The 17,901-nt window shown below is 74.9% G+C and carries 23 protein-coding genes and 1 tRNA gene; 15 read left to right on the plus strand and 9 right to left on the minus strand.

The features are described from left to right. Window positions 1-363: PadR family transcriptional regulator (locus JZ5iCDA_RS04855; RefSeq protein WP_139122962.1), on the minus strand; the 363-nt coding region annotated here is incomplete at its 3' end. After that, window positions 363-1,259, minus strand: a complete 897-nt coding sequence (locus JZ5iCDA_RS04860) for a DUF4097 family beta strand repeat-containing protein (RefSeq protein WP_069386133.1) — start codon at window positions 1,257-1,259, stop codon at window positions 363-365. The genes JZ5iCDA_RS04860 and JZ5iCDA_RS04855, both read right to left, overlap by 1 nt. Window positions 1,260-1,475: 216 nt before the next feature. Between JZ5iCDA_RS04860 and JZ5iCDA_RS20055 the strand changes: the two genes are divergently transcribed. Continuing rightward, the gene (locus tag JZ5iCDA_RS20055; protein WP_099052597.1) at window positions 1,476-1,550 is read left to right on the plus strand and encodes a 50S ribosomal protein bL37; all 75 of its coding nucleotides are present in this window, start codon (window positions 1,476-1,478) and stop codon (window positions 1,548-1,550) included. A 65-nt stretch (window positions 1,551-1,615) separates the two neighbouring features. Here JZ5iCDA_RS20055 and rsrA read toward each other — a convergent pair whose 3' ends face one another. Beyond that, complete coding sequence (gene rsrA, locus JZ5iCDA_RS04865) at window positions 1,616-1,993, minus strand: mycothiol system anti-sigma-R factor (protein ID WP_083259680.1); 378 nt, start codon at window positions 1,991-1,993, stop codon at window positions 1,616-1,618. A 2-nt stretch (window positions 1,994-1,995) separates the two neighbouring features. Continuing rightward, complete coding sequence (locus JZ5iCDA_RS04870) at window positions 1,996-2,766, minus strand: sigma-70 family RNA polymerase sigma factor (RefSeq protein WP_290438800.1); 771 nt, start codon at window positions 2,764-2,766, stop codon at window positions 1,996-1,998. A 262-nt stretch (window positions 2,767-3,028) separates the two neighbouring features. Here JZ5iCDA_RS04870 and JZ5iCDA_RS04875 point away from each other — a divergent pair, with 262 nt between their 5' ends. From JZ5iCDA_RS04875 to hisN, 5 genes are all read left to right on the plus strand, one after another. Beyond that, complete coding sequence (locus tag JZ5iCDA_RS04875; protein WP_069386134.1) at window positions 3,029-3,574, plus strand: ferritin; 546 nt, start codon at window positions 3,029-3,031, stop codon at window positions 3,572-3,574. 115 nt (window positions 3,575-3,689) lie between these two features. Next, window positions 3,690-4,337: a DoxX family membrane protein gene (locus JZ5iCDA_RS04880; protein ID WP_069386135.1), complete on the plus strand. Its 648-nt coding sequence runs from the start codon at window positions 3,690-3,692 to the stop codon at window positions 4,335-4,337. Between the two features lie 76 nt (window positions 4,338-4,413). Further along, window positions 4,414-5,790: a 3-phosphoshikimate 1-carboxyvinyltransferase gene (gene aroA / locus JZ5iCDA_RS04885; RefSeq protein ID WP_069386136.1), complete on the plus strand. Its 1,377-nt coding sequence runs from the start codon at window positions 4,414-4,416 to the stop codon at window positions 5,788-5,790. Next, window positions 5,790-6,839 carry a ribosome small subunit-dependent GTPase A gene (gene rsgA / locus JZ5iCDA_RS04890; RefSeq protein ID WP_069386137.1) on the plus strand — a complete coding sequence of 350 codons (1,050 nt, stop codon included), beginning with the start codon at window positions 5,790-5,792 and terminating at the stop codon, window positions 6,837-6,839. The genes aroA and rsgA overlap by 1 nt, the downstream gene beginning before the upstream one ends. 37 nt (window positions 6,840-6,876) lie before the next feature. Next, complete coding sequence (gene hisN, locus JZ5iCDA_RS04895; protein WP_069386138.1) at window positions 6,877-7,671, plus strand: histidinol-phosphatase; 795 nt, start codon at window positions 6,877-6,879, stop codon at window positions 7,669-7,671. Window positions 7,672-7,696: 25 nt separating this feature from the next. Here the strand turns inward: hisN and JZ5iCDA_RS04900 are convergent, their stop codons facing one another. Then, window positions 7,697-8,107: a DUF6912 family protein gene (locus JZ5iCDA_RS04900; protein WP_436967388.1), complete on the minus strand. Its 411-nt coding sequence runs from the start codon at window positions 8,105-8,107 to the stop codon at window positions 7,697-7,699. A 59-nt stretch (window positions 8,108-8,166) separates the two neighbouring features. Here JZ5iCDA_RS04900 and JZ5iCDA_RS04905 point away from each other — a divergent pair, with 59 nt between their 5' ends. Further along, a complete protein-coding gene (locus JZ5iCDA_RS04905) occupies window positions 8,167-8,502 on the plus strand; it encodes an FHA domain-containing protein (RefSeq protein ID WP_083259675.1) in 336 nt (111 codons plus the stop codon). Window positions 8,503-8,517: 15 nt separating this feature from the next. Here JZ5iCDA_RS04905 and JZ5iCDA_RS04910 read toward each other — a convergent pair whose 3' ends face one another. Further along, the gene (locus tag JZ5iCDA_RS04910) at window positions 8,518-9,018 is read right to left on the minus strand and encodes an Hsp20/alpha crystallin family protein (RefSeq protein WP_436967387.1); all 501 of its coding nucleotides are present in this window, start codon (window positions 9,016-9,018) and stop codon (window positions 8,518-8,520) included. A 293-nt stretch (window positions 9,019-9,311) separates the two neighbouring features. Between JZ5iCDA_RS04910 and JZ5iCDA_RS18755 the strand changes: the two genes are divergently transcribed. The 8 genes from JZ5iCDA_RS18755 to JZ5iCDA_RS04945 all read left to right on the plus strand — a co-directional run bounded on the left by JZ5iCDA_RS18755 (window position 9,312) and on the right by JZ5iCDA_RS04945 (window position 14,631). Next, window positions 9,312-9,461 carry a hypothetical protein gene (locus JZ5iCDA_RS18755; protein WP_171905300.1) on the plus strand — a complete coding sequence of 50 codons (150 nt, stop codon included), beginning with the start codon at window positions 9,312-9,314 and terminating at the stop codon, window positions 9,459-9,461. A 185-nt stretch (window positions 9,462-9,646) separates the two neighbouring features. After that, the gene (orn, locus tag JZ5iCDA_RS04915) at window positions 9,647-10,354 is read left to right on the plus strand and encodes an oligoribonuclease (RefSeq protein WP_083259676.1); all 708 of its coding nucleotides are present in this window, start codon (window positions 9,647-9,649) and stop codon (window positions 10,352-10,354) included. An 81-nt stretch (window positions 10,355-10,435) separates the two neighbouring features. After that, a tRNA-His gene (locus JZ5iCDA_RS04920) sits at window positions 10,436-10,511 on the plus strand. Window positions 10,512-10,650: 139 nt separating this feature from the next. Beyond that, window positions 10,651-11,280, plus strand: coding sequence for a GyrI-like domain-containing protein (locus JZ5iCDA_RS04925; protein WP_069386139.1), 630 nt, complete (start codon window positions 10,651-10,653; stop codon window positions 11,278-11,280). Between the two features lie 172 nt (window positions 11,281-11,452). Next, window positions 11,453-12,274 carry an ABC transporter ATP-binding protein gene (locus JZ5iCDA_RS04930; RefSeq protein ID WP_069386140.1) on the plus strand — a complete coding sequence of 274 codons (822 nt, stop codon included), beginning with the start codon at window positions 11,453-11,455 and terminating at the stop codon, window positions 12,272-12,274. Continuing rightward, the gene (locus JZ5iCDA_RS04935; RefSeq protein WP_069386141.1) at window positions 12,271-12,912 is read left to right on the plus strand and encodes an ABC transporter permease; all 642 of its coding nucleotides are present in this window, start codon (window positions 12,271-12,273) and stop codon (window positions 12,910-12,912) included. The genes JZ5iCDA_RS04930 and JZ5iCDA_RS04935 overlap by 4 nt, the downstream gene beginning before the upstream one ends. Next, entirely contained in the window at window positions 12,909-13,640 is a 732-nt protein-coding gene (locus tag JZ5iCDA_RS04940) for an ABC transporter permease (protein ID WP_069386142.1), read from the plus strand. Before JZ5iCDA_RS04935 ends, JZ5iCDA_RS04940 begins: the two co-directional genes overlap by 4 nt. A 91-nt stretch (window positions 13,641-13,731) precedes the next feature. After that, complete coding sequence (locus tag JZ5iCDA_RS04945) at window positions 13,732-14,631, plus strand: ABC transporter substrate-binding protein (protein WP_069386143.1); 900 nt, start codon at window positions 13,732-13,734, stop codon at window positions 14,629-14,631. 90 nt (window positions 14,632-14,721) lie between these two features. Here JZ5iCDA_RS04945 and JZ5iCDA_RS04950 read toward each other — a convergent pair whose 3' ends face one another. The 3 genes from JZ5iCDA_RS04950 to JZ5iCDA_RS04960 all read right to left on the minus strand — a co-directional run bounded on the left by JZ5iCDA_RS04950 (window position 14,722) and on the right by JZ5iCDA_RS04960 (window position 17,884). Continuing rightward, window positions 14,722-15,648, minus strand: a complete 927-nt coding sequence (locus JZ5iCDA_RS04950; RefSeq protein ID WP_069386144.1) for an ATP-grasp domain-containing protein — start codon at window positions 15,646-15,648, stop codon at window positions 14,722-14,724. 57 nt (window positions 15,649-15,705) lie between these two features. Next, window positions 15,706-17,241, minus strand: coding sequence for a dihydrolipoyl dehydrogenase family protein (locus tag JZ5iCDA_RS04955; protein ID WP_069386145.1), 1,536 nt, complete (start codon window positions 17,239-17,241; stop codon window positions 15,706-15,708). 61 nt (window positions 17,242-17,302) lie between these two features. Further along, window positions 17,303-17,884, minus strand: a complete 582-nt coding sequence (locus JZ5iCDA_RS04960; protein WP_083259677.1) for an AAA family ATPase — start codon at window positions 17,882-17,884, stop codon at window positions 17,303-17,305. Window positions 17,885-17,901 lie beyond the last annotated feature (17 nt).

Genomic DNA, 17,901 nt, shown 5'->3' on the forward strand with positions numbered 1-17,901 from the left:
GAGCTCGGCGCGCAGGCGCTGGAGCGTGCCCTGCACGTCGGCCCGCAGCGCCTCGGCCCGGTGGCGGACGGTCGCCGCGATGTCCTGCTCGAGCGCGGCGACGTCGGAGCGGCGCGCCTCGACCTCCGCGCGCCCGGCGGGCGTGAGCGCGTAGGTCGACCGGCGGCCGGCGTCGGTGCGCCGGACGAGCCCCTCGTCCTCGAGGCGGGCGAGCCGCGGGTAGATCGTGCCGGCGCTCGGCCGGTACGTGCCGCCGAACCGCTCCGACAGCTCGGTGATGAGCTCGTAGCCGTGCTTGGGACCGGCGGCGAGCAGCGCGAGGAGGTAGAGGCGGAGCTGGCCGTGGGCGAAGACCGTCGCCATCAGGCGTCCGCCGGTCCGCCCGGGGCCGCGACAGGTGCGCTCGGGGTCCCCCAGACCGGGACGTCGGGACCGTCGTCGGGCACGGCGTCCTCGACGCCGCCGCGGAGCACCGTGACGTCGCCGGACACGGCCGACACCCGGACCGGGCGGCCGACGCCGTGCAGGGACGGCCGCGTGAACGTCCCCGCCTCCGCGCGCTGCTCGGCACCGTCCACCACGAGCCGGCCGCTCACGCACCGGACCTCGTAGTCCATGGCGTCCGGGTCGGGGAGCCGCAGGAGGACCTCCGCCGACACGGCCTTCACCCGGACCTCGGAGGGCGTGGCACGCGTGTCGACCGTGACGTCGCCGGACACGGACGACAGCGTGACCCCGTGCAGCGCGCCCGTCGCGGTGAGCTCGCCCGACACCGACTCCAGGGACAGCGGCCCGTCGTGCTCGCTCACGGACACGTCGCCGGAGACCGTCCCCACGTGGAGCGCACCACGCGTCGCACTGGTGAGGAGGGAGCCGGACACCGTCCGGACGCGGGCGCCCGCGCGCACGCCCGCGACGAGGCCCTCGCCGTGGACGGTGGCGACGGACACGTGGGCGGAGGCCGGCACCGCGACGTGGACCTCGACCCGGTCCCTGCCGGTCCAGGTGCGCAGGCGCTCGAGGATGCCCTGCCACCCGCCGCCCGGCGCGTCGTAGCCGACGCGCACCGTCGACCCGTCGCTGCGCACCCGCAGCGGCCGGCCGGCGACCGCGTGGACCTCGACCCGCACGTCGGTGCGGCCGGGGTCGTCGTGCGCCACGACGTCGACGCGCCCGCCGCACAGCTCGACGTCGAGGGACGTCCCGCGCGCGACGTCGACCGTCTGGGGACCGCTCACGGTCCAGGACTCGAGGGCCATCGCTGCTCCGTCTCCGTGCTGCCGCGTCCCGCCGTGGCCGGGACCGCCGCGATATATCGCGTTCTCGCGACACGATATATCTCGTCCCGGCGCCGAGCAAGGGGCGTGGTGTGGGACGATGGTCGGCGGACCGGGCACGCCGCGCGCGGCCGTCCCGAGGACGGCAGCACCGCCGACCACTCCCGAGCACCGACTCCCGAGCACTAGGAGATCACCATGAGCAAGCGCGGACGCAAGCGTCGCAGCCGCAAGGGCAACGCCGCGAACCACGGCAAGCGCCCCAACGCCTGAGGCGGACGCGGAAGGGCCCGGACCGACGTCGTCGGTCCGGGCCCTCGTCGTCTCCCCCGGCAGCCTCAGCGGACCTCGGTCACCACCGTGGTGCTCGAGACGACCGTCGTCGTGGTCGTCACGATCGTCGGGGTGGACATCACCGTGAGCTGGGCGTGGATGCGCTCGCGCAGGCCCGCCGGCGCCTGCTCGTGGCACGAGCGGCGCACGAGCTGCTTGACGAGCTCCTCGACGCTCAGCTCCGCGAGGCACGGCGAGCAGTGCGCGACGTGCGCGCGCATCCGCATCTCGTCCTCCGGCGTCATCTCCGAGTCCAGGTACTCGTAGAGGTGCGTGAGCGCGTGCTCGCACTCCGACTCGCCCTCCGTGGCGTGCGGGATCGGCGTCACCGACCCCTCGGCCGTCCCTGCGTCCTGGGCGTCCCGTTCCCAGCGCTCCGACATGCTCACGACTCACCTCCAGGAGCCTTGGCCCCGACCAGTCCTCGTCTCGCGGCGTAGTCGGCCAGCAGCTCGCGCAGCTGGCGCCTGCCCCGGTGCAGGCGGGACATGACCGTTCCGATCGGTGTCCCCATGATCTCCGCGATCTCCTTGTACGGGAAGCCCTCGACGTCGGCGTAGTACACGACCATGCGCCGGTCCTCGGGGAGCTCCTGCAGCGCGCGCTTGACGTCCGTGTCCGGCAGGCGGTCCAGCGCCTCGGCCTCCGCGGAGCGCAGGCCCTGCGACGTGTGCGACGCCGCCCGCGCGATCTGCCAGTCCTCGACGTCCTCCGTCTGGGCCTGCTGCGGCTCGCGCTGCTTCTTGCGGTACGTGTTGATGAACGTGTTCGTCAGGATCCGGTACAGCCACGCCTTGAGGTTCGTGCCCGGCCGGTACTGGTGGAAGGCCGCGAAGGCCTTGGCGAACGTCTCCTGGACGAGGTCCTCGGCGTCCGACGGGTTGCGCGTCATGCGCAGCGCCGCGGAGTACAGCTGGTCCAGGTACTGCAGGGCGTCCCGCTCGAACCGCGCGGCGCGCGCCGCGTCGCCCTCCGCCTCCGGCGCCCGGTTCGTGTCGGTGTCGTCCACGGCCTCGACGTCGGCGCTCGCCGCGGCCTCGACGTCGGCGCTCGCGGCAGGCGCGCCCGTGGCCTCGCCGTCCTCGGGCCGGGGCGGCGCGGCGGCGGGCGTCGGCGACGACGCCTCGTCGGGGCTCTCGGGGGTTCGCTCGCTCATCGCCCACGAGCCTAGTCCTCCGGCCGCCCGCTCGTTCGCTGGGACGCCCTCGTGGGACGGGACGGTGCGCCAGGCCGCGGCGAAGGCCGCGTCCGGGGAGGCCGGACGGTCCGCCGGTACGGCGGTCCGCGAGGCGTCGAGCAGGATGGTCACGCGTGGTGCAACGACGACGGCCGTCCGCCCATTCCCCGCCGTGACGCACGGCGCCACCGAGCCCCGCGCGGGGGTGTTCGCCCGGACCGTGTGTCGCTAGCGTGTCGCCATGACGACCTCCGCGAGCCCGTCCCGCTTCCTCACCCTGCTGCGCGAGCAGGTGGCGCACGAGTTCGACGCCCACCAGCAGTACGTGGCGATCGCCGTGTGGTTCGACGCCCGCGACCTCCCGCAGCTCGCCGCGCACTTCTACCGGCAGGCCGTCGAGGAGCGCAACCACGCGATGATGATCGTGCGGTACCACCTCGACCGCGACCTGCCGGTCGAGATCCCGGGCACGGGCCCCGTGCGCAACGACTTCACGACGGTCGTCGAGCCCCTGCAGCTCGCGCTCGACCAGGAGAAGCAGGTGACGAGCCAGATCGAGGCCATCTTCCGCGCGGCGCGCGAGGAGGGCGACGCGCTCGGCGAGCAGTTCCTCCTGTGGTTCCTCAAGGAGCAGGTCGAGGAGGTCGCCTCGGCCTCCACGCTGCTCACCGTCGCGCAGCGCGCGGGCGACAACCTGTTCGACCTCGAGAACTTCGTCGCGCGCGAGACGATCGGCGACGCCGGCGAGTCGGCCGACGCCCCCGAGGCGGCCGGCGGGGCGCTCTGACCGGTCGGGCGACGCGTCGCGACGCCGCCGGCCCGAGGCGCGCCGTCTCCGCCGGTGGCGCGGCACCCCGGTGCGCGGCAGGCTGAGACGCGTCCGCTACCGAAGGAGTGATCCGATGCTGCTGCGTCACGTCGCGAGGCCGATGCTGGCCTCCTGGTTCGTCTACGACGGCGTCCAGACCGCGCTCAAGCCCGCCGAGCACGTGCGCGCCGCGCGCGACGGCGTGGACCTCGTCGAGCGGAGCACGGGCGTCGACGCCTCGCTGAGCGAGTCGCAGGTCGCGACCCTCGTGCGCGCGCACGGTGCCGCGACCGCCGTCGCCGGGCTGTGCCTCGCGTTCGGGAAGGCGCCGCGCACCGCGGCGCTCGCGCTGGCCGCGCTCGCCGTCCCGCTCGCCGTGGTTAACCAGCCGTTCACGTCGCGCGGGCCGGAGCGCGAGGAGCGCACGCGCAAGTTCGTCGCGAACCTCGGGGCGATCGGGGCCGCGCTCATCGCCGGGGCGGACTACGAGGGCCGGCCCGGCGTGCAGTGGCGGCTCGCGAGGGCGCGCCACGATCTCGCCGTCGCCACCCAGGCCAAGCAGCACGCGGTCGCGGCGGGCGCGAAGGGCGCGGCGCACGGCGTCACGGGCACCGCGAAGGGTGCGGCCCAGGGCGTCAAGGGCGCGGCGAAGGGCCTCACCGGCGCCGCCCGGGGCGTCGCGAGCTCCGCGTCGTCGACGCTGCACGACGCCGGTGCGGCGATCCGGGCCAAGGTCGCCTGACGGGCGTCCGGCGACCGCCGTCCGTCTGCCGGGTGGGTCCGTCGGCGCGCCGGGGGCCTCCACTAGCCTGGGCACCATGACCGACGAGCGTCCCGCCGCCCCCGCACCCGGCCCCGTCGACCCGGAGGGCTGGGCCGCACCGGTGGCGGACGGGCCGCTCGACGCGACCGTCGAGGTGCCGGGGTCGAAGTCGCTCACCAACCGCCTGCTCGTGCTCGCGGCCCTCGCCGACGGGCCGGGCGTCCTGCGCGGCGCGCTGCGCAGCCGCGACGCCGACCTCATGGCGGCCGGACTGCGCGCCCTCGGCGTCGACGTCGCCGAGGGCGCCACCAGGAGCGAGCTGCGTGTGACGCCCGGACCGCTGCGCGGTCCCGCGGAGGTCGACTGCGGGCTCGCCGGCACGGTGATGCGCTTCCTGCCGCCGGTCGCCGCGCTGGCCGACGGGCCGGTCCGGTTCGACGGCGACGAGGGCGCGCGCGTGCGGCCCATGGGCCCGGTCCTCGCCGCGCTCGGCGCGCTCGGCGTGGGCATCGCCGGCGACGGCCCGGGGACGCCGACGACGCTCCCGTTCACGGTCCGCGGGCGCGGCCGGGTGCGCGGCGGGTCCGTCGACGTCGACGCGTCCGCCTCGAGCCAGTTCGTCTCGGGCCTCCTGCTCGCGGCGGCGCGGTTCGACCAGGGCCTGACCCTGCGCCACGTCGGCAGGACGCTGCCGAGCATGCCGCACATCGACATGACGGTTGAGGTGCTGCGCGAGGTCGGGGTCCAGGTCGACGACTCCCGCCCGGCCATCTGGCGCGTGGAACCGGGACCGGTCGCCGCGCGCGACGTCCAGGTCGAGCCGGACCTGTCCAACGCGGGCCCGTTCCTCGCCGCGGCGCTCGTCGCGGGCGGCACGGTGCGCGTCCCGGGCTGGCCGACGACGACCACCCAGCCCGGCGCGATGCTCGGCGACCTGCTCACCGCGATGGGCGGCACGGCGAGCCTCGAGGACGGCGTCATGACGGTGACGGGCACGGGCGAGGTGCGCGGCGTCGACGTCGACCTGCACGCCGCGGGCGAGCTCGCCCCGACCATCGCCGCGCTCGCCGCGCTCGCCGACTCCCCCAGCCGTCTGCGCGGCATCGCGCACCTGCGCGGGCACGAGACCGACCGGCTCGCGGCCCTCGCCGCGGAGATCACGCGCCTCGGTGGCCGCGCGGAGGAGACGCGCGACGGGCTCGTCATCACGCCGCGCCCGCTGCACGGGGCGACGTTCCGCACCTACCACGACCACCGCATGGCGACGTCGGCGGCGCTCCTCGGGCTGCGCGTTCCGGGCGTCGTCGTGGAGAACGTGGCGACGACCGCGAAGACGCTCCCCGGTTTCGACGCCATGTGGGCGCGCATGCTCGCCGGCGACGCGGCGGGACCGCGGTCCTCCGGCCCGGCCGAGGGGGTGTCGGCCCTCTGATGGCGCGCCGCGTGCCCGACGAGTCGGACTTCCGCACCCGCCCCGGCAAGCGAGGCAGCAGGCCCCGCACCAAGCAGCGGCCCGAGCACGCGGACGCGGTCACCGGGTTCGTCACGGGAGTCGACCGGGGCCGCTACACGCTGCTCGTCGACGGGGGCACCGGTGACGAGCGCACCGTCGTGGCGATGAAGGCGCGCGAGCTCGGCCGCACGCGCGTGGTGTGCGGCGACCGCGTCGACGTCGTCGGCGACGCGACCGGCGACGCCGGGACCCTCGGGCGCATCGTGCGCATCCAGGAGCGCTCGTCGGTGCTTCGCCGCACCGCGGACGACACCGACCCGTACGAGCGCGTCATCGTCGCCAACGCCGACCAGCTCGTCGTCGTCACGGCCCTCGCGGAGCCGGAGCCGCGCACGCGCATGATCGACCGGTGCGTCGTCGCGGCGTACGACGCCGGCATGGACGTCCTGCTGTGCCTCACCAAGGCCGACCTCGCGGACCCCGCTCCCCTGCGCGCGCTGTACGAGCCCCTCGGGGTGTCGGTCGTCGTGACGCGCCGCGTGCCCGACGGCTCGGCCGCGGGCGGCTTCGCGATCGAGCCGGTCGACGCCGTGCGCGACGCGCTCGCCGACCGCACCTCGGTGCTCGTCGGCCACTCGGGCGTCGGCAAGTCGACGCTCGTCAACGCGCTCGTGCCCGACGCCGGGCGTGCGACGGGCGTGGTCAACGACGTGACCGGGCGGGGCCGCCACACGTCGACGTCGGCCGTCGCGCTGCGCCTGCCGGGCGGCGGCTGGGTCATCGACACGCCGGGCGTCCGGTCGTTCGGCCTCGCGCACGTCGAGGTCGGGCACCTGCTGCACGCGTTCGAGGACCTCGACGCCGTGGCCGCGGACTGCCCCCGCGGCTGCACCCACCTCGACGACGCGCCCGACTGCGCCCTCGACGACTGGGTCGCCGCGTCGTCGGACGAGACGGAGCACGCGGCGCGCGCCGCGCGCGTGGAGTCGTTCCGCCGCGTGCTGTCGTCGCGCACGGGCGCGGCCTGAGCCCTCCCCGCGGGGTCGCACCGCTACGGTGTGAGCCATGACGCCCCCCTCGACGCGGAGCTACGACGACGACCTCCGCCTCGCCCACGTGATCGCCGACCAGGTCGACGCGCACACCATGTCCCGCTTCAAGGCCCTCGACCTGCACGTCGAGACCAAGCCGGACGCGACGCCCGTGAGCGACGCCGACCGCGCCGCGGAGGAGATCATCCGCGCCCAGCTGGGCCGTGCGCGCGGCCGGGACGCGATCGTCGGCGAGGAGTACGGCGAGACGGGCCACGGCGCACGCCGGTGGATCGTCGACCCGATCGACGGGACGAAGAACTTCGTGCGCGGCGTGCCCGTCTGGGCGACGCTCATCGCGCTCGCCGACGGCGACGAGGTCGTCGTCGGCCTCGTGTCGGCGCCCGCGCTGGGCCGCCGGTGGTGGGCCGCGAAGGGCACCGGCGCGTGGACCGGCAAGTCGCTCGCCGCGGCGACGCGCCTGCAGGTCTCGGGCGTCTCCCGGTGGGAGGACGCGTCGTTCGCGTACGCGTCGCTCGACGGCTGGGAGGAGCGCGGGCGGCTCGAGCCGTTCCTCGACCTGCTGCGCGGCGCGTGGCGCACGCGCGGGTACGGCGACTTCTGGTCGTACATGCTCGTCGCGGAGGGCGCGGTCGACGCGGCGGCCGAGCCTGAGCTCGAGCTCTACGACATGGCGGCGCTCGTGCCGATCGTCACCGAGGCCGGCGGACGCTTCACGTCGCTCGACGGCGCCGACGGGCCGTGGGGCGGGAACGCCGTCGCGACGAACGGGCGCCTGCACGACGAGGTGCTGGGCCGCCTCGGCTGACTCCCGCGCCCCCGCGCCGACGGGCTCAGGCGCGCGGCACGTCCGCGAGCTCGGACCAGTCGTACCAGAGCAGGTCGCGCTCGGTGACGCGCTCCAGCGCCGCGTCGAGCGCCTCGTCGGCCTCCTGCCCCTCGCCGTCGGCCGCGGCGAGCACCGCCTCCACGTCGGGGGCCGCCTCCGGCTCGTCGACGTGGACGCACACGATCGCGACGTCGGGCACGGTGCGCACGACCTGGACGGCGCTGGGTGCGGGCGCGTCCTCGTCGTCGGCACCCGCCGGGGGCTCGACGACCTGGACCGCGCCGTCGGGCACCTCCACCGTGACGACGAGACGCTGCCGCGGCGCGTCCGGCCGCGCCGCGACGAGCGCGAGCGAGTCGTCCGCCGCCTCGAGGGCGGCCGCGTACTCGAGACCCTCCTCGTCCTCCTCGGGCAGCGCACGGACGAGCGCGGATCGACCCGGACTGGTACGCGGCGCAGCAGCCGGAGGACCCGATGCCGTCTGCGGGCCTGCCCGGCCTCGTCGTCCTGCGCGAGCGCAGCGTCCTGGTCGGCCGCCCCTCGGTGTCGCGCGGCATCCACCCTCAGGTCGACTGCGGTGCCGACACGGGGGTCTCCCGCCGTCACTGCCAGCTCAGCACCGACGGCCAGCGGTGGTGGGTCGAGGACCTGCAGTCGTCCAACGGGACGTACGTGAGCCCGGCGGGCGACCCGCTCCCGACGGAGCCGGTCCCCGCCGGCCAGCGACGCGAGCTGGCCGACGGGGACCGGATCTACCTGGGGGCGTGGACGCGCCTCGTCATCCGCAAGGCGCTGCCGGGCGAGGTCTGAGCCCCGCGCGCGGCGTCACCCGTCCTGGGCCGGCGCGGCGCCCTGCTGCCCCGCCGGCTCGGCCGGCGCGGACTCGATCTGCGTCGAGCCGCTGCCCGCGCGGTGCGCGACCTCGATGCGGCGGGGCCGCGCCTCCTCGGCGACGGGGATCGTCAGCGACAGGACGCCGTCCTCGTACGACGCCGTGATGCGGTCCAGCGCGAGGCCCCGCCCGACCGTGAGCTGCCGGGCGAACGTGCCCGAGGGCCGCTCGCGCGCGAGCCACTGCACGTCCGGGTCGGTGCGCGGGCTGCGCTCGGCCCGGACCGTCAGGGTGCGGTCGTCCACGGAGACGTCGATCGTCCCCGGGTCCACTCCCGGCAGGTCCATCGTCAGCACGTAGTGGTCGCCGGCCCGGAACAGGTCGAGCGGCATCGCGGCGGACGCGGCCGAGACGCGCCCACCGGGAGCCAGCTGGCTCACGAGGCGGTCCATCGCGTCCAGGGTGCTCGTGAAGGGGTCGGTCATCGCAGCCACACCTCTCACCTCCTCGTCCACGGTCCCGGACCGTCCGGGACCCGTCGGTGTCCCGCGAGGCAGGCGCCCCGCGGCGGCTACATCTCTCGTTTTAGCACTCTCACCGTGAGAGTGCCAAGAGGTGTCGTGCATCGCGCCGTCCCGCGATGTCGCGACGCCCGTAAATCCCGTGCGTGCGGGCGCCGCCGCGTGGTTGTGTGGTCACACACCGCGGTGACGTCCGCCCGGTCCGTACCGGGCGGTGGAGGGCCCGGCCAGGCCCACGAGATCCGGCGTCACGAGAGAAAATCACCATGCATCCCCTCATCACGTACGACGTGGCGGCCCTGAGCCGTCGCGAGCAGCTGCAGGAGCAGTCCCTGCGCCGGTCGCAGCTGCGCCGCACCAGCGCCCGCGTCCCGGCGCGGACCCGGCACGCACGCCTGCCGCGCCGCACCGCATGACGCGCACCCACCGCCAGTCGGCGAGGAGCACCTCCTCACCGCAGGGCGGCACCCGCCGAAGGCCCCGGTCGCCCGGACCCGCACGGTCCGCGCAGCCGGGGCCTTCGCCGTGCCGCCGGGCGTGCGCACGCCCGGCGCACGACCCCACCGCGGGTGCGACGGACGGCCGGACTAGGCTGTCCCGGGTGAGCCCCGTGAACGCCAACGAACGCATCGTCTGGATCGACTGCGAGATGACCGGGCTCGACCTGGGCGCCGACGCCCTCGTCGAGGTCGCCGCCGTCGTCACCGACTCCGACCTCAACGTGCTCGGGGAGGGCGTCGACGTCGTCGTCCGCCCTCCGGCCGAGGCCCTCGAGCAGATGGGCGACTTCGTGCGCGAGATGCACACGACGTCGGGCCTGCTCGACGAGCTCGACGCGGGCCTGACGCTCGCCGAGGCCGAGCAGCGGGTGCTCGACTACGTGCGCACCTGGGTCCCCGAGCCGGGCAAGGCGCCCCTGGCGGGCAACTCCGTCGCGACGGACAAGGCGTTCCTCGACCGCGACATGCCGGCGCTCGTCGGCCACCTGCACTACCGGATCGTGGACGTCTCCTCGGTCAAGGAGCTCTCCCGGCGCTGGTTCCCCCGTGCGTACTTCGCCTCGCCTGAGAAGCACGGCGGACACCGCGCGCTCGCCGACATCCTCGAGAGCATCGACGAGCTGCGGTACTACCGCGAGGCCGTGTTCGTCCCGGCCCCGGGACCGGACTCGGCGACCGCGCGCCGGATCGCGGCGCAGGTCAAGGCCACCACGGTCACCGGGGTGCGCGACGCGAGCACCGCGGGCGACGCCGCCCCCGTGACCACCGTCACGGACCCCGCCGACGCCCCGACGCCGCACGCGTCCTGAAGCACCCGGCAGACCGGGTACACTTTTCGACGGCCGGTGCACCGTTCCCCTCCGGGGTCCGACGGTGCCGATCCGGTCCTGGTGGGTATAGCTCAGCTGGTAGAGCACCTGGTTGTGGTCCAGGGGGTCGCGGGTTCAAGTCCCGTTACTCACCCCAGTCGCACGAGGCCCGAGCGGCCGCACGAGGCAACGACCTCGGCAGACGCTCGGGCCTCGTTCGCGTTCCCGCCCTCCTGCGCCCGGCCGCCGCGTGTCCGCCCTTCCGTGGCCGCGGCGCCCGGCGCTACAGTCGCGCCGTGACCGACAAGGTCGACCTCAAGAAGACCCTCGACGCCTACCAGGCCCGGCGGGGCCGGTTCCGCGTCCTGGACGTGCCCGACCAGCAGTACCTCATGGTCGACGGCCACGGTGACCCGAACACCGAGCCCGGTTACGCGCAGGCGCTCGCCGCGCTGTACCCCGTGGCCTACGCGCTGAAGTTCGCCAGCAAGCGGGAACTCGGCCGTGACCACGTCGTCATGCCGCTGGAGGGCCTGTGGTGGGCCGACGACATGGCCACGTTCACCTCGGCGCGGGACAAGTCGCGGTGGGACTGGACGATGATGATCATGGTCCCGGACTGGCTCGGCCCCGAGATGGTGGAGGCCGCGATCGGACGGGCCGGTGCGAAGGACCGCCCGGCGCGCCTGGCCGACGTCCGGTTCGAGACGCTGTCCGAGGGCCGGTGCGTGCAGACGCTGCACGTCGGCCCCTTCGACGACGAGGCCCCCGTGCTGGCCCGGATGCACGAGGAGTTCATCCCCGGCAACGGCTTGCGCATGGTCGGCAAGCACCACGAGATCTACCTCGGCGACCCGCGCCGGTCCGCGCCCGAGAAGCTGCGCACGATCCTGCGCCAGCCCGTCCGCGCCCTCACGGCGGAATAGCCGCGGGCGGCGGCGCGTTGCACCCGGAACGTACCGGACGAAGACGACGTACCACCGCGTGAGCGCACGGTCGCATCACGATGTGGGCCGCACCGGCTGATGCGCTCGCGCTCGGCCCGTGTCTGTGGTCGGCTTGGTCGCCGGACCACCAAGCCTCGGGAGGCACCGCTCCATGATCGAGTTCCGATCGGTCACCAAGACGTACCCCGACGGCACGACCGCGGTCGCGGACTTCGACCTCGTCATCCCGCCGCACCGCACGACGGTGCTGGTCGGGTCCTCCGGGAGCGGGAAGACGACGCTGCTGCGCATGATCAACCGGATGGTCGACCCGACGTCGGGAACCATCGCGATCGACGGCGAGTCCGTCCTCGACAAGGACCCGGTGCGGCTGCGCCGCAGCATCGGCTACGTGCTGCAGAACGGCGGGCTGCTGCCCCACTACCGCGTCGTGGACAACGTCGCGACCGTGCTGCGGCTCGAGGGCACCCCGAAGCGCGAGGCGCGGGAGCGCGCCCTGGACCTGCTGGACACCGTCGGTCTCGACCGCGGGCTCGCCGACCGGTACCCGAGCCAGCTCTCCGGCGGGCAGCAGCAGCGCGTCGGCGTGGCGCGAGCGCTCGCCCCCGACCCGAACATCCTGCTCATGGACGAGCCGTTCGGCGCCGTCGACCCGATCGTCCGCGCCGAGCTCCAGGCCGAGACGCTGCGCCTGCAGCAGGAGCTGCGCAAGACGATCGTGTTCGTCACGCACGACGTCGACGAGGCGTTCCTGCTCGGCGACCAGGTCGTCATCCTCGAGACCGCGGCGCAGGTCGCGCAGATCGGCTCGCCGAGCGAGATCATCGAGAACCCGGCGAACGAGTTCGTCGCGAGCTTCGTCGGCATCGAGCGGGGCACCCGCGCGCTGCGCGCGAAGAACACCGGCGACCGCACGGTCCTCGTGGACACCGCAGGGCGCACGCAGGGAGTCCTCGTCGAGGACGACGCATGACCTGGGTCCTCGACAACCTCGACCTCATCGGCCGGCTCACGGTCGAGCACCTGCGCCAGAGCGCGGTCCCGATCCTGCTGGGACTGCTCCTGTCCGTCCCCGCCGGGTGGTTCGCGTACCGGTTCCGGCTCACCCGCGGGCTCGTGCTGACCGTCGTCGGGCTGCTGTACACGATCCCCTCCCTCGCGCTCTTCGCCCTCCTGCCGCCGGTGCTCGGCATCAGCTTCCTGTCCGAGGTCAACCTCGTCGTCGCGCTGACGATCTACGCCGTCGCGATCATGACGCGGTTCGTCGCCGACGCCCTCGGCTCCGTCGACCCGGGGATCCGGCAGGCCGCCGTCGCCGTCGGGTACGGCCCCTGGCGCCGGTTCTGGCAGGTCGACCTGCCGCTCGCCGGCCCCGTCGTCCTCGCCGGGCTGCGCGTCACCGCCGTCTCGACCATCTCGCTCGCGACCGTCGGGATCCTCATCGGCATCGACAACCTCGGCTACCTGTTCACCAACGGGTACCAGCGCCAGATCGTCGAGGAGATCGTCGCCGGCGTCGTCGCGGTCGTCGTCGTCGCCCTCGTCGTGGACGCCCTGCTCGTGCTCGTCGGGCGGCTCCTCCTGCCCTGGTCACGGAAGGCGCGCGCATGACCCTGTTCGCCGACGCCATCGCCTGGATCTTCTCCCCCGACCGGGCGGAGGGCGCGCTGCCGTTGTCCGAGGCGGTCTGGACCCACCTCGCGTTCACGTTCGTCTCGGTGCTGGTCGCCGCCCTCGTCGCGATCCCCGCGGGCTGGCTCATCGGCCACACCGGCCGCGGGCGGGAGATCGCGGTCGCGCTCTCGGGGGCGGCGCGCGCCGTGCCGTCCTTCGGCCTCGTCCTGCTCCTCGTCCTCGTCCTCGGCGTGACGCACAAGGTCGCGGCGTCCGTCACGGCGTTCGTCCTGCTCGCGATCCCCCCGATCCTCGCCGGCGCGTACGCGGGCGTGGAGGCCGTCTCCCCGCGCGTGGTCGACGGCGCCCGCAGCGTCGGCATGACGCCGTGGCAGGTCCTGCGGAAGGTGGAGGCGCCGCTCGGGCTGCCCCTGCTCATCGGCGGCCTCCGGTCCGCCACCCTCCAGGTCGTCGCGACCGTCACCCTTGCCGGGTACGTCGGCAACTGGGGTCTCGGCTTCTACATCGTGCAGGGCATCCAGATCCGCGACTTCACCCAGATCCTCGGGGCGGCGCTCGTCATCGTCGTCCTCGCCGTGGTGCTCGACGCGCTCTTCGCGATCCTCGAGCGCGTCGTCACCCCCCGTGGCGTCGCAGCGGGCCGCACGCGCGACGACGCCCCGAGCCGCCGGCGACGCACCGCCACCGCCCCCACCCCGACGTAACACGTGCGCCCGGCCGACGGCGCGTCGCCCGGGCACCGACCCGACCCAGCCCCGACCAGCCCTCTCGTGAGGCACCCAGAAAGGGACACCAATGCGCACGACACGACGCACCGTCGCACTCCTCGCCGGGGCGGCCACCGCCGTCCTCGCGCTCGGCGCCTGCGGCGGCTCCGACCCGCTCGAGACCGACGGCGGAGGCGGGTCGGACACCATCGTGGTCGGCTCCCAGGCGTACTACTCGAACGAGATCATCGCCGAGATCTACGCGCAGGCCCTCGAGGCCGAGGGGTTCGAGGTGGAGCGGAACTTCAGCATCGGCCAGCGCGACGCCTACATGCCCGCGCTCGAGGACGGCGAGATCCAGGTGTTCCCCGAGTACACGGGCAACCTCCTGCAGTTCTTCGACCCCGAGACGACCGCCACGTCGCCCGAGGACGTCTACGCCGCGCTCGAGGAGGCCCTGCCCGAGGGCCTCGCCGTGCTCGACCAGGCGCCCGCGACGGACCAGGACTCGTACAACGTCACGCAGGCGTTCGCGACGGAGAACGGCGTCACGAGCCTCGCCGACCTCGCCGGCCTCGACGTCGACCTCGTCCTCGGCGGCCCCGCCGAGCTCGAGCAGCGGCCCTACGGGCCCGAGGGCCTCAGGGACGTCTACGGCGTCGACGTCTCCTTCGTCGCCACCGGGGACACGACCGTCCAGGACCTCGTCGCCGGCACCGTCAACATCGCGAACGTCTTCAGTGCCGACCCGCAGATCCAGACCGAGGACCTCGTCACCCTCGAGGACCCCGAGGGCCTGTTCCTCTCGTCCAACGTCGTGCCGCTCGTCGACGCCGACGTCGCCGAGGAGCTCGCGGACGTCCTCGACCCGGTCAGCGCCGCGCTCACCCCCGAGGGCCTCGTCGACCTCAACGTCCAGTCCACCCGAGACAAGCGCTCCCCCGAGGACATCGCGGCCGACTGGCTCGCGGAGAACGACCTCGCCTGACGCCGTCGCGTCGCCCGTCTCGGTCGCCCTCCGGCGGCCGGGCGGGTGGCGCGCTCGGGCGAGGTCCGAGCGGACCGGACCCTCGCGTCCCTAGACGGGACGGACCCGCGCCGCGATCGCGTCGGCGAAGCGGTCGAGGGCGCCCGGGGCCAGCGCGAGGAACAGCGACGGCTCGGTGAGCTCGAGCTCGATGACGACCGGGGCGCCGTCGTTGCCCGCGACGAGGTCGACGCGCGCGTAGAGGAAGCTCGAGACGTCGCCGTCGGCGACCGCGTCGGCCGCGACCTGGAGGGTGCGGCGCGCGACCTCCACCTGGGCGTCGGTCGCCTCGACCGCGGTCATGCGCTCCTGCGCGTACAGGCCGCGCGTCGGCTGGTGAGGGCCGGTGAGGTGCGTGTTGTTGCGCGCGGCGTGCGACAGCTCGCCGTCGACGAACACGAGGCGCGCCTCCCCCGCGGTGTCGACGCTCGTGACGTACGGCTGCACCATGACCTCGCGCCCCGACACGAGCAGGTTCTTCGCGTGCTGGATCGCGAGGCCGCGCGAGTGGGCCTCGCCCGACTGGTAGCGGCCGGTGTCCTTCGCGCCCGCGCTGACCACGGGCTTGATGACGAAGTCGCCCTGCGCGGGCAGGCGCGTGTGGATCGCGCGCGACGACAGGTTGCGCTCGGGGTCGAGCCACAGCGTCGGGATGACGGGGACGCCCGCCGCCTCGAGCTCGCGCAGGTAGCCCTTGTCGGTGTTCCAGCGCAGCACGCGCTCGGTGTTGAGCAGGCGCGGGACGCGCGCCGCCCACGCGACGTACTCGTCGCGGCGCGCGGAGTAGTCCCACGTCGAGCGCACGACGACGGCGGCGTAGGCGTCCCAGTCGACAGCGGGGTCGTCCCACACGGCCGCCTCGGCGGCGACGCCGCGCGCCTCGAGCGCCTGGAGGAGCGGGGCGTCGTCGGCGTCGAGGCCCGGCAGGACGGAGGAGGTCGCGAGCGCGACGCGCGGGGCGGTGTTCTCGGTCGTCACCCGCCCGAGCCTAGGCGACGGGTCGCCCGCGGGGCAGCCGCAGCGGGCGCGGATGCGTCACAGCCCGTACTCCTCGAGGAACCGCAGCCACACCTCGCTCACGGTCGGGTAGGACGGCACGGCGTGCCATAGCCGCCCGAGCGGCACCTCTCCGACGACGGCGATGGTCGCCGAGTGCAGCATCTCCGCCGCGTCGGGGCCGACGAACGTCGCGCCGACGACGATCTCGCGCGCGGCGTCGACGACGAGCTGCGCGGAGCCGGCGTAGTCCGTCGCCCGCACCGCCGCGCCGGACACGTTCGCGAGGTCGTAGCGCACGACGCGCACGTCGATGCCGGCCTCGCGCGCCGTGCGCTCGGTGTGCCCGACGGCGGCGACCTCGGGCCGCGTGAACACGACCTGCGGCGAGGCGACGTGGTCGGCGGTCGCGGCGTACCGGGTCCACGGGCGCGGCTCCTCCCCCGCCGCGGGCGCGGGCTCGCCCGCGGTCGGGGCGTCGGCCGTGCCGTCGCCGAACCGCGCGGCGATGACGTCGCCGGCGACGCGCCCCTGGTACTTGCCCTGGTGAGTGGTGGCCACGCGCCCGGTGACGTCACCAGCCGCGTACAGCCAGCCGCCCTCGACGCCGCGCACCAGCATGGTGTCGTCGACGTCCAGGCCGCGCCCGGGCTCCAGCCCGACGGCGTCGACGCCGACGTCGTGCGTGCGCGGCACGCGGCCGGTCGCCACGAGCACCTGCGCGACCTCGAGCGGCGCGAGGTCCGGGTCCTCGTCCGGGCCGCGGCCGGTCGCCTCGAGCGCGAGGCGCGCACCGCCGTCGGGCAGCGCCTCGACCTTGCCGGCGCTCACCCCGAGCCGCACGTCGACCCCGTGCGCGCGCAGCGACGCGGCGACGGCCTGCCCCGCCCAGGGCTCGGTGCGCTCGAGGAGCCCGCCGCGCGCGAGGACGGTGACGCGCGCGCCGAGATCCGCGAGCGCGAACGCCATCTCGCACGCGACGACCCCGCCGCCGACGATCGCGAGCGACTCGGGCACGTCCTCCACGCCCGTCGCCTCGCGGCTCGTCCACGGGTTGACCTCGGCGAGGCCGGGCACGTCGGGCAGGACGGGCACGCTGCCGGTCGCGACGACGACCGCGTGGCGGGCCTCGAGCACGCGCGACCGGGGCAGGTCGTCGACGTCCGCGTCGGCGTCCTCCGCGACCACCTCGACGCGCCGCGGCCCGACGAGGCGCCCGAGCCCGCGCACGAGCGTGATGCCCGCGCCCTCGACCCACTGCACCTGGCCGGCGTCGTCCCAGTCGGAGACCATCGAGTCGCGCCACCGGAGCACGGCCTCCACGTCGAGGTCGTCGTCCGTGCGGGCGCCCGGGACGCCGGCCGCCTCGGCGCGCACCGCGCCGGGCCGCAGCAGCGTCTTGGACGGGATGCACGCCCAGTAGGAGCACTCACCGCCGACGAGCTCGGCCTCGACGAGAGCGACGGACAGGCCGGTCCGGCCCGCCCGGTCGGCGACGTTCTCCCCGACCGGCCCGCCGCCGATCACGATGACGTCGTAGGTCTCGGTGCTCTCACGCTGCGGCTCGGTCGTCATGGCCTCCATCCTGGCGCGCGGGCGCGTGGACCGCTCGCTGTCCCGGGCGGCGCGCCGCGGCTCAGGCGACGCGTGCCCCCTCGAGGTGGTCCAGGACGTGGCGCACCGTCCGGTCGACGGTCCACCCGGTCGAGTCGACGTGCAGGCCGCCGGGAATGGCCCGTGCCGCCGCGGCGAACTCGTCGGGCGTCCAGGCGCCGTAGGTCTGCTTGTGCCGCGCCGCGTCGCGCGCCGCGAGCGTCTCCGCGTCGGGCACGAGCACGACCGCGAAGCACGGACGGGTCCGCAGACGGGCGGTGAACCGCGCGAGGTCCGGGCCGAGGAGGATGTTTTGGACGACGGCGGTGACGCCGGCGGCGGCGTACGTGTCGGCGGTCTGCGCGGCCAGGGCGTGGCGCAGGTCGAGCTGCGCCCGGCCGGCCGGCGAGAGCGGCGGTGCCATGGACGCCTGGCCGCTCACGAGGAACCGTCGGAAGACGTCGCCGCGCACGTGCGCGGCGAGCGGCAGGGTGCGGGCGAGCGCCTCCGCGACCGTGGACTTGCCCGACGCCATCGCCCCCGTGACGACGAGCACGGCACCGTCCGGGACGGCGGGCCCGGTCACCGCGGGACCACGGGGGCTCGGGGCGGCGCGGGTCCCCATGCCCGGGACGGTACGGC

Source organism: Cellulosimicrobium cellulans (assembly GCF_001722485.1).
GTDB classification, from domain to species: domain Bacteria; phylum Actinomycetota; class Actinomycetes; order Actinomycetales; family Cellulomonadaceae; genus Cellulosimicrobium; species Cellulosimicrobium cellulans_A.

What these genes read in the sequence shown, in the direction of transcription:
- JZ5iCDA_RS04935 (WP_069386141.1), top strand. Translation starts at nt 12,271, where the DNA reads ATGACCTGGGTCCTCGACAACCTCGACCTCATCGGCCGGCTCACGGTC.
- JZ5iCDA_RS04860 (WP_069386133.1), bottom strand. Translation starts at nt 1,259, where the DNA reads ATGGCCCTCGAGTCCTGGACCGTGAGCGGTCCCCAGACGGTCGACGTC.
- JZ5iCDA_RS18755 (WP_171905300.1), top strand. Translation starts at nt 9,312, where the DNA reads ATGCATCCCCTCATCACGTACGACGTGGCGGCCCTGAGCCGTCGCGAG.
- hisN (WP_069386138.1), top strand. Translation starts at nt 6,877, where the DNA reads ATGACGCCCCCCTCGACGCGGAGCTACGACGACGACCTCCGCCTCGCC.
- rsrA (WP_083259680.1), bottom strand. Translation starts at nt 1,993, where the DNA reads ATGTCGGAGCGCTGGGAACGGGACGCCCAGGACGCAGGGACGGCCGAG.
- JZ5iCDA_RS04930 (WP_069386140.1), top strand. Translation starts at nt 11,453, where the DNA reads ATGATCGAGTTCCGATCGGTCACCAAGACGTACCCCGACGGCACGACC.
- JZ5iCDA_RS04945 (WP_069386143.1), top strand. Translation starts at nt 13,732, where the DNA reads ATGCGCACGACACGACGCACCGTCGCACTCCTCGCCGGGGCGGCCACC.
- JZ5iCDA_RS04870 (WP_290438800.1), bottom strand. Translation starts at nt 2,766, where the DNA reads ATGAGCGAGCGAACCCCCGAGAGCCCCGACGAGGCGTCGTCGCCGACG.
- JZ5iCDA_RS04875 (WP_069386134.1), top strand. Translation starts at nt 3,029, where the DNA reads ATGACGACCTCCGCGAGCCCGTCCCGCTTCCTCACCCTGCTGCGCGAG.
- rsgA (WP_069386137.1), top strand. Translation starts at nt 5,790, where the DNA reads ATGGCGCGCCGCGTGCCCGACGAGTCGGACTTCCGCACCCGCCCCGGC.
- JZ5iCDA_RS04905 (WP_083259675.1), top strand. Translation starts at nt 8,167, where the DNA reads ATGCCGTCTGCGGGCCTGCCCGGCCTCGTCGTCCTGCGCGAGCGCAGC.
- JZ5iCDA_RS04955 (WP_069386145.1), bottom strand. Translation starts at nt 17,241, where the DNA reads ATGACGACCGAGCCGCAGCGTGAGAGCACCGAGACCTACGACGTCATC.
- JZ5iCDA_RS04940 (WP_069386142.1), top strand. Translation starts at nt 12,909, where the DNA reads ATGACCCTGTTCGCCGACGCCATCGCCTGGATCTTCTCCCCCGACCGG.
- JZ5iCDA_RS04880 (WP_069386135.1), top strand. Translation starts at nt 3,690, where the DNA reads ATGCTGCTGCGTCACGTCGCGAGGCCGATGCTGGCCTCCTGGTTCGTC.
- JZ5iCDA_RS04960 (WP_083259677.1), bottom strand. Translation starts at nt 17,884, where the DNA reads ATGGGGACCCGCGCCGCCCCGAGCCCCCGTGGTCCCGCGGTGACCGGG.
- aroA (WP_069386136.1), top strand. Translation starts at nt 4,414, where the DNA reads ATGACCGACGAGCGTCCCGCCGCCCCCGCACCCGGCCCCGTCGACCCG.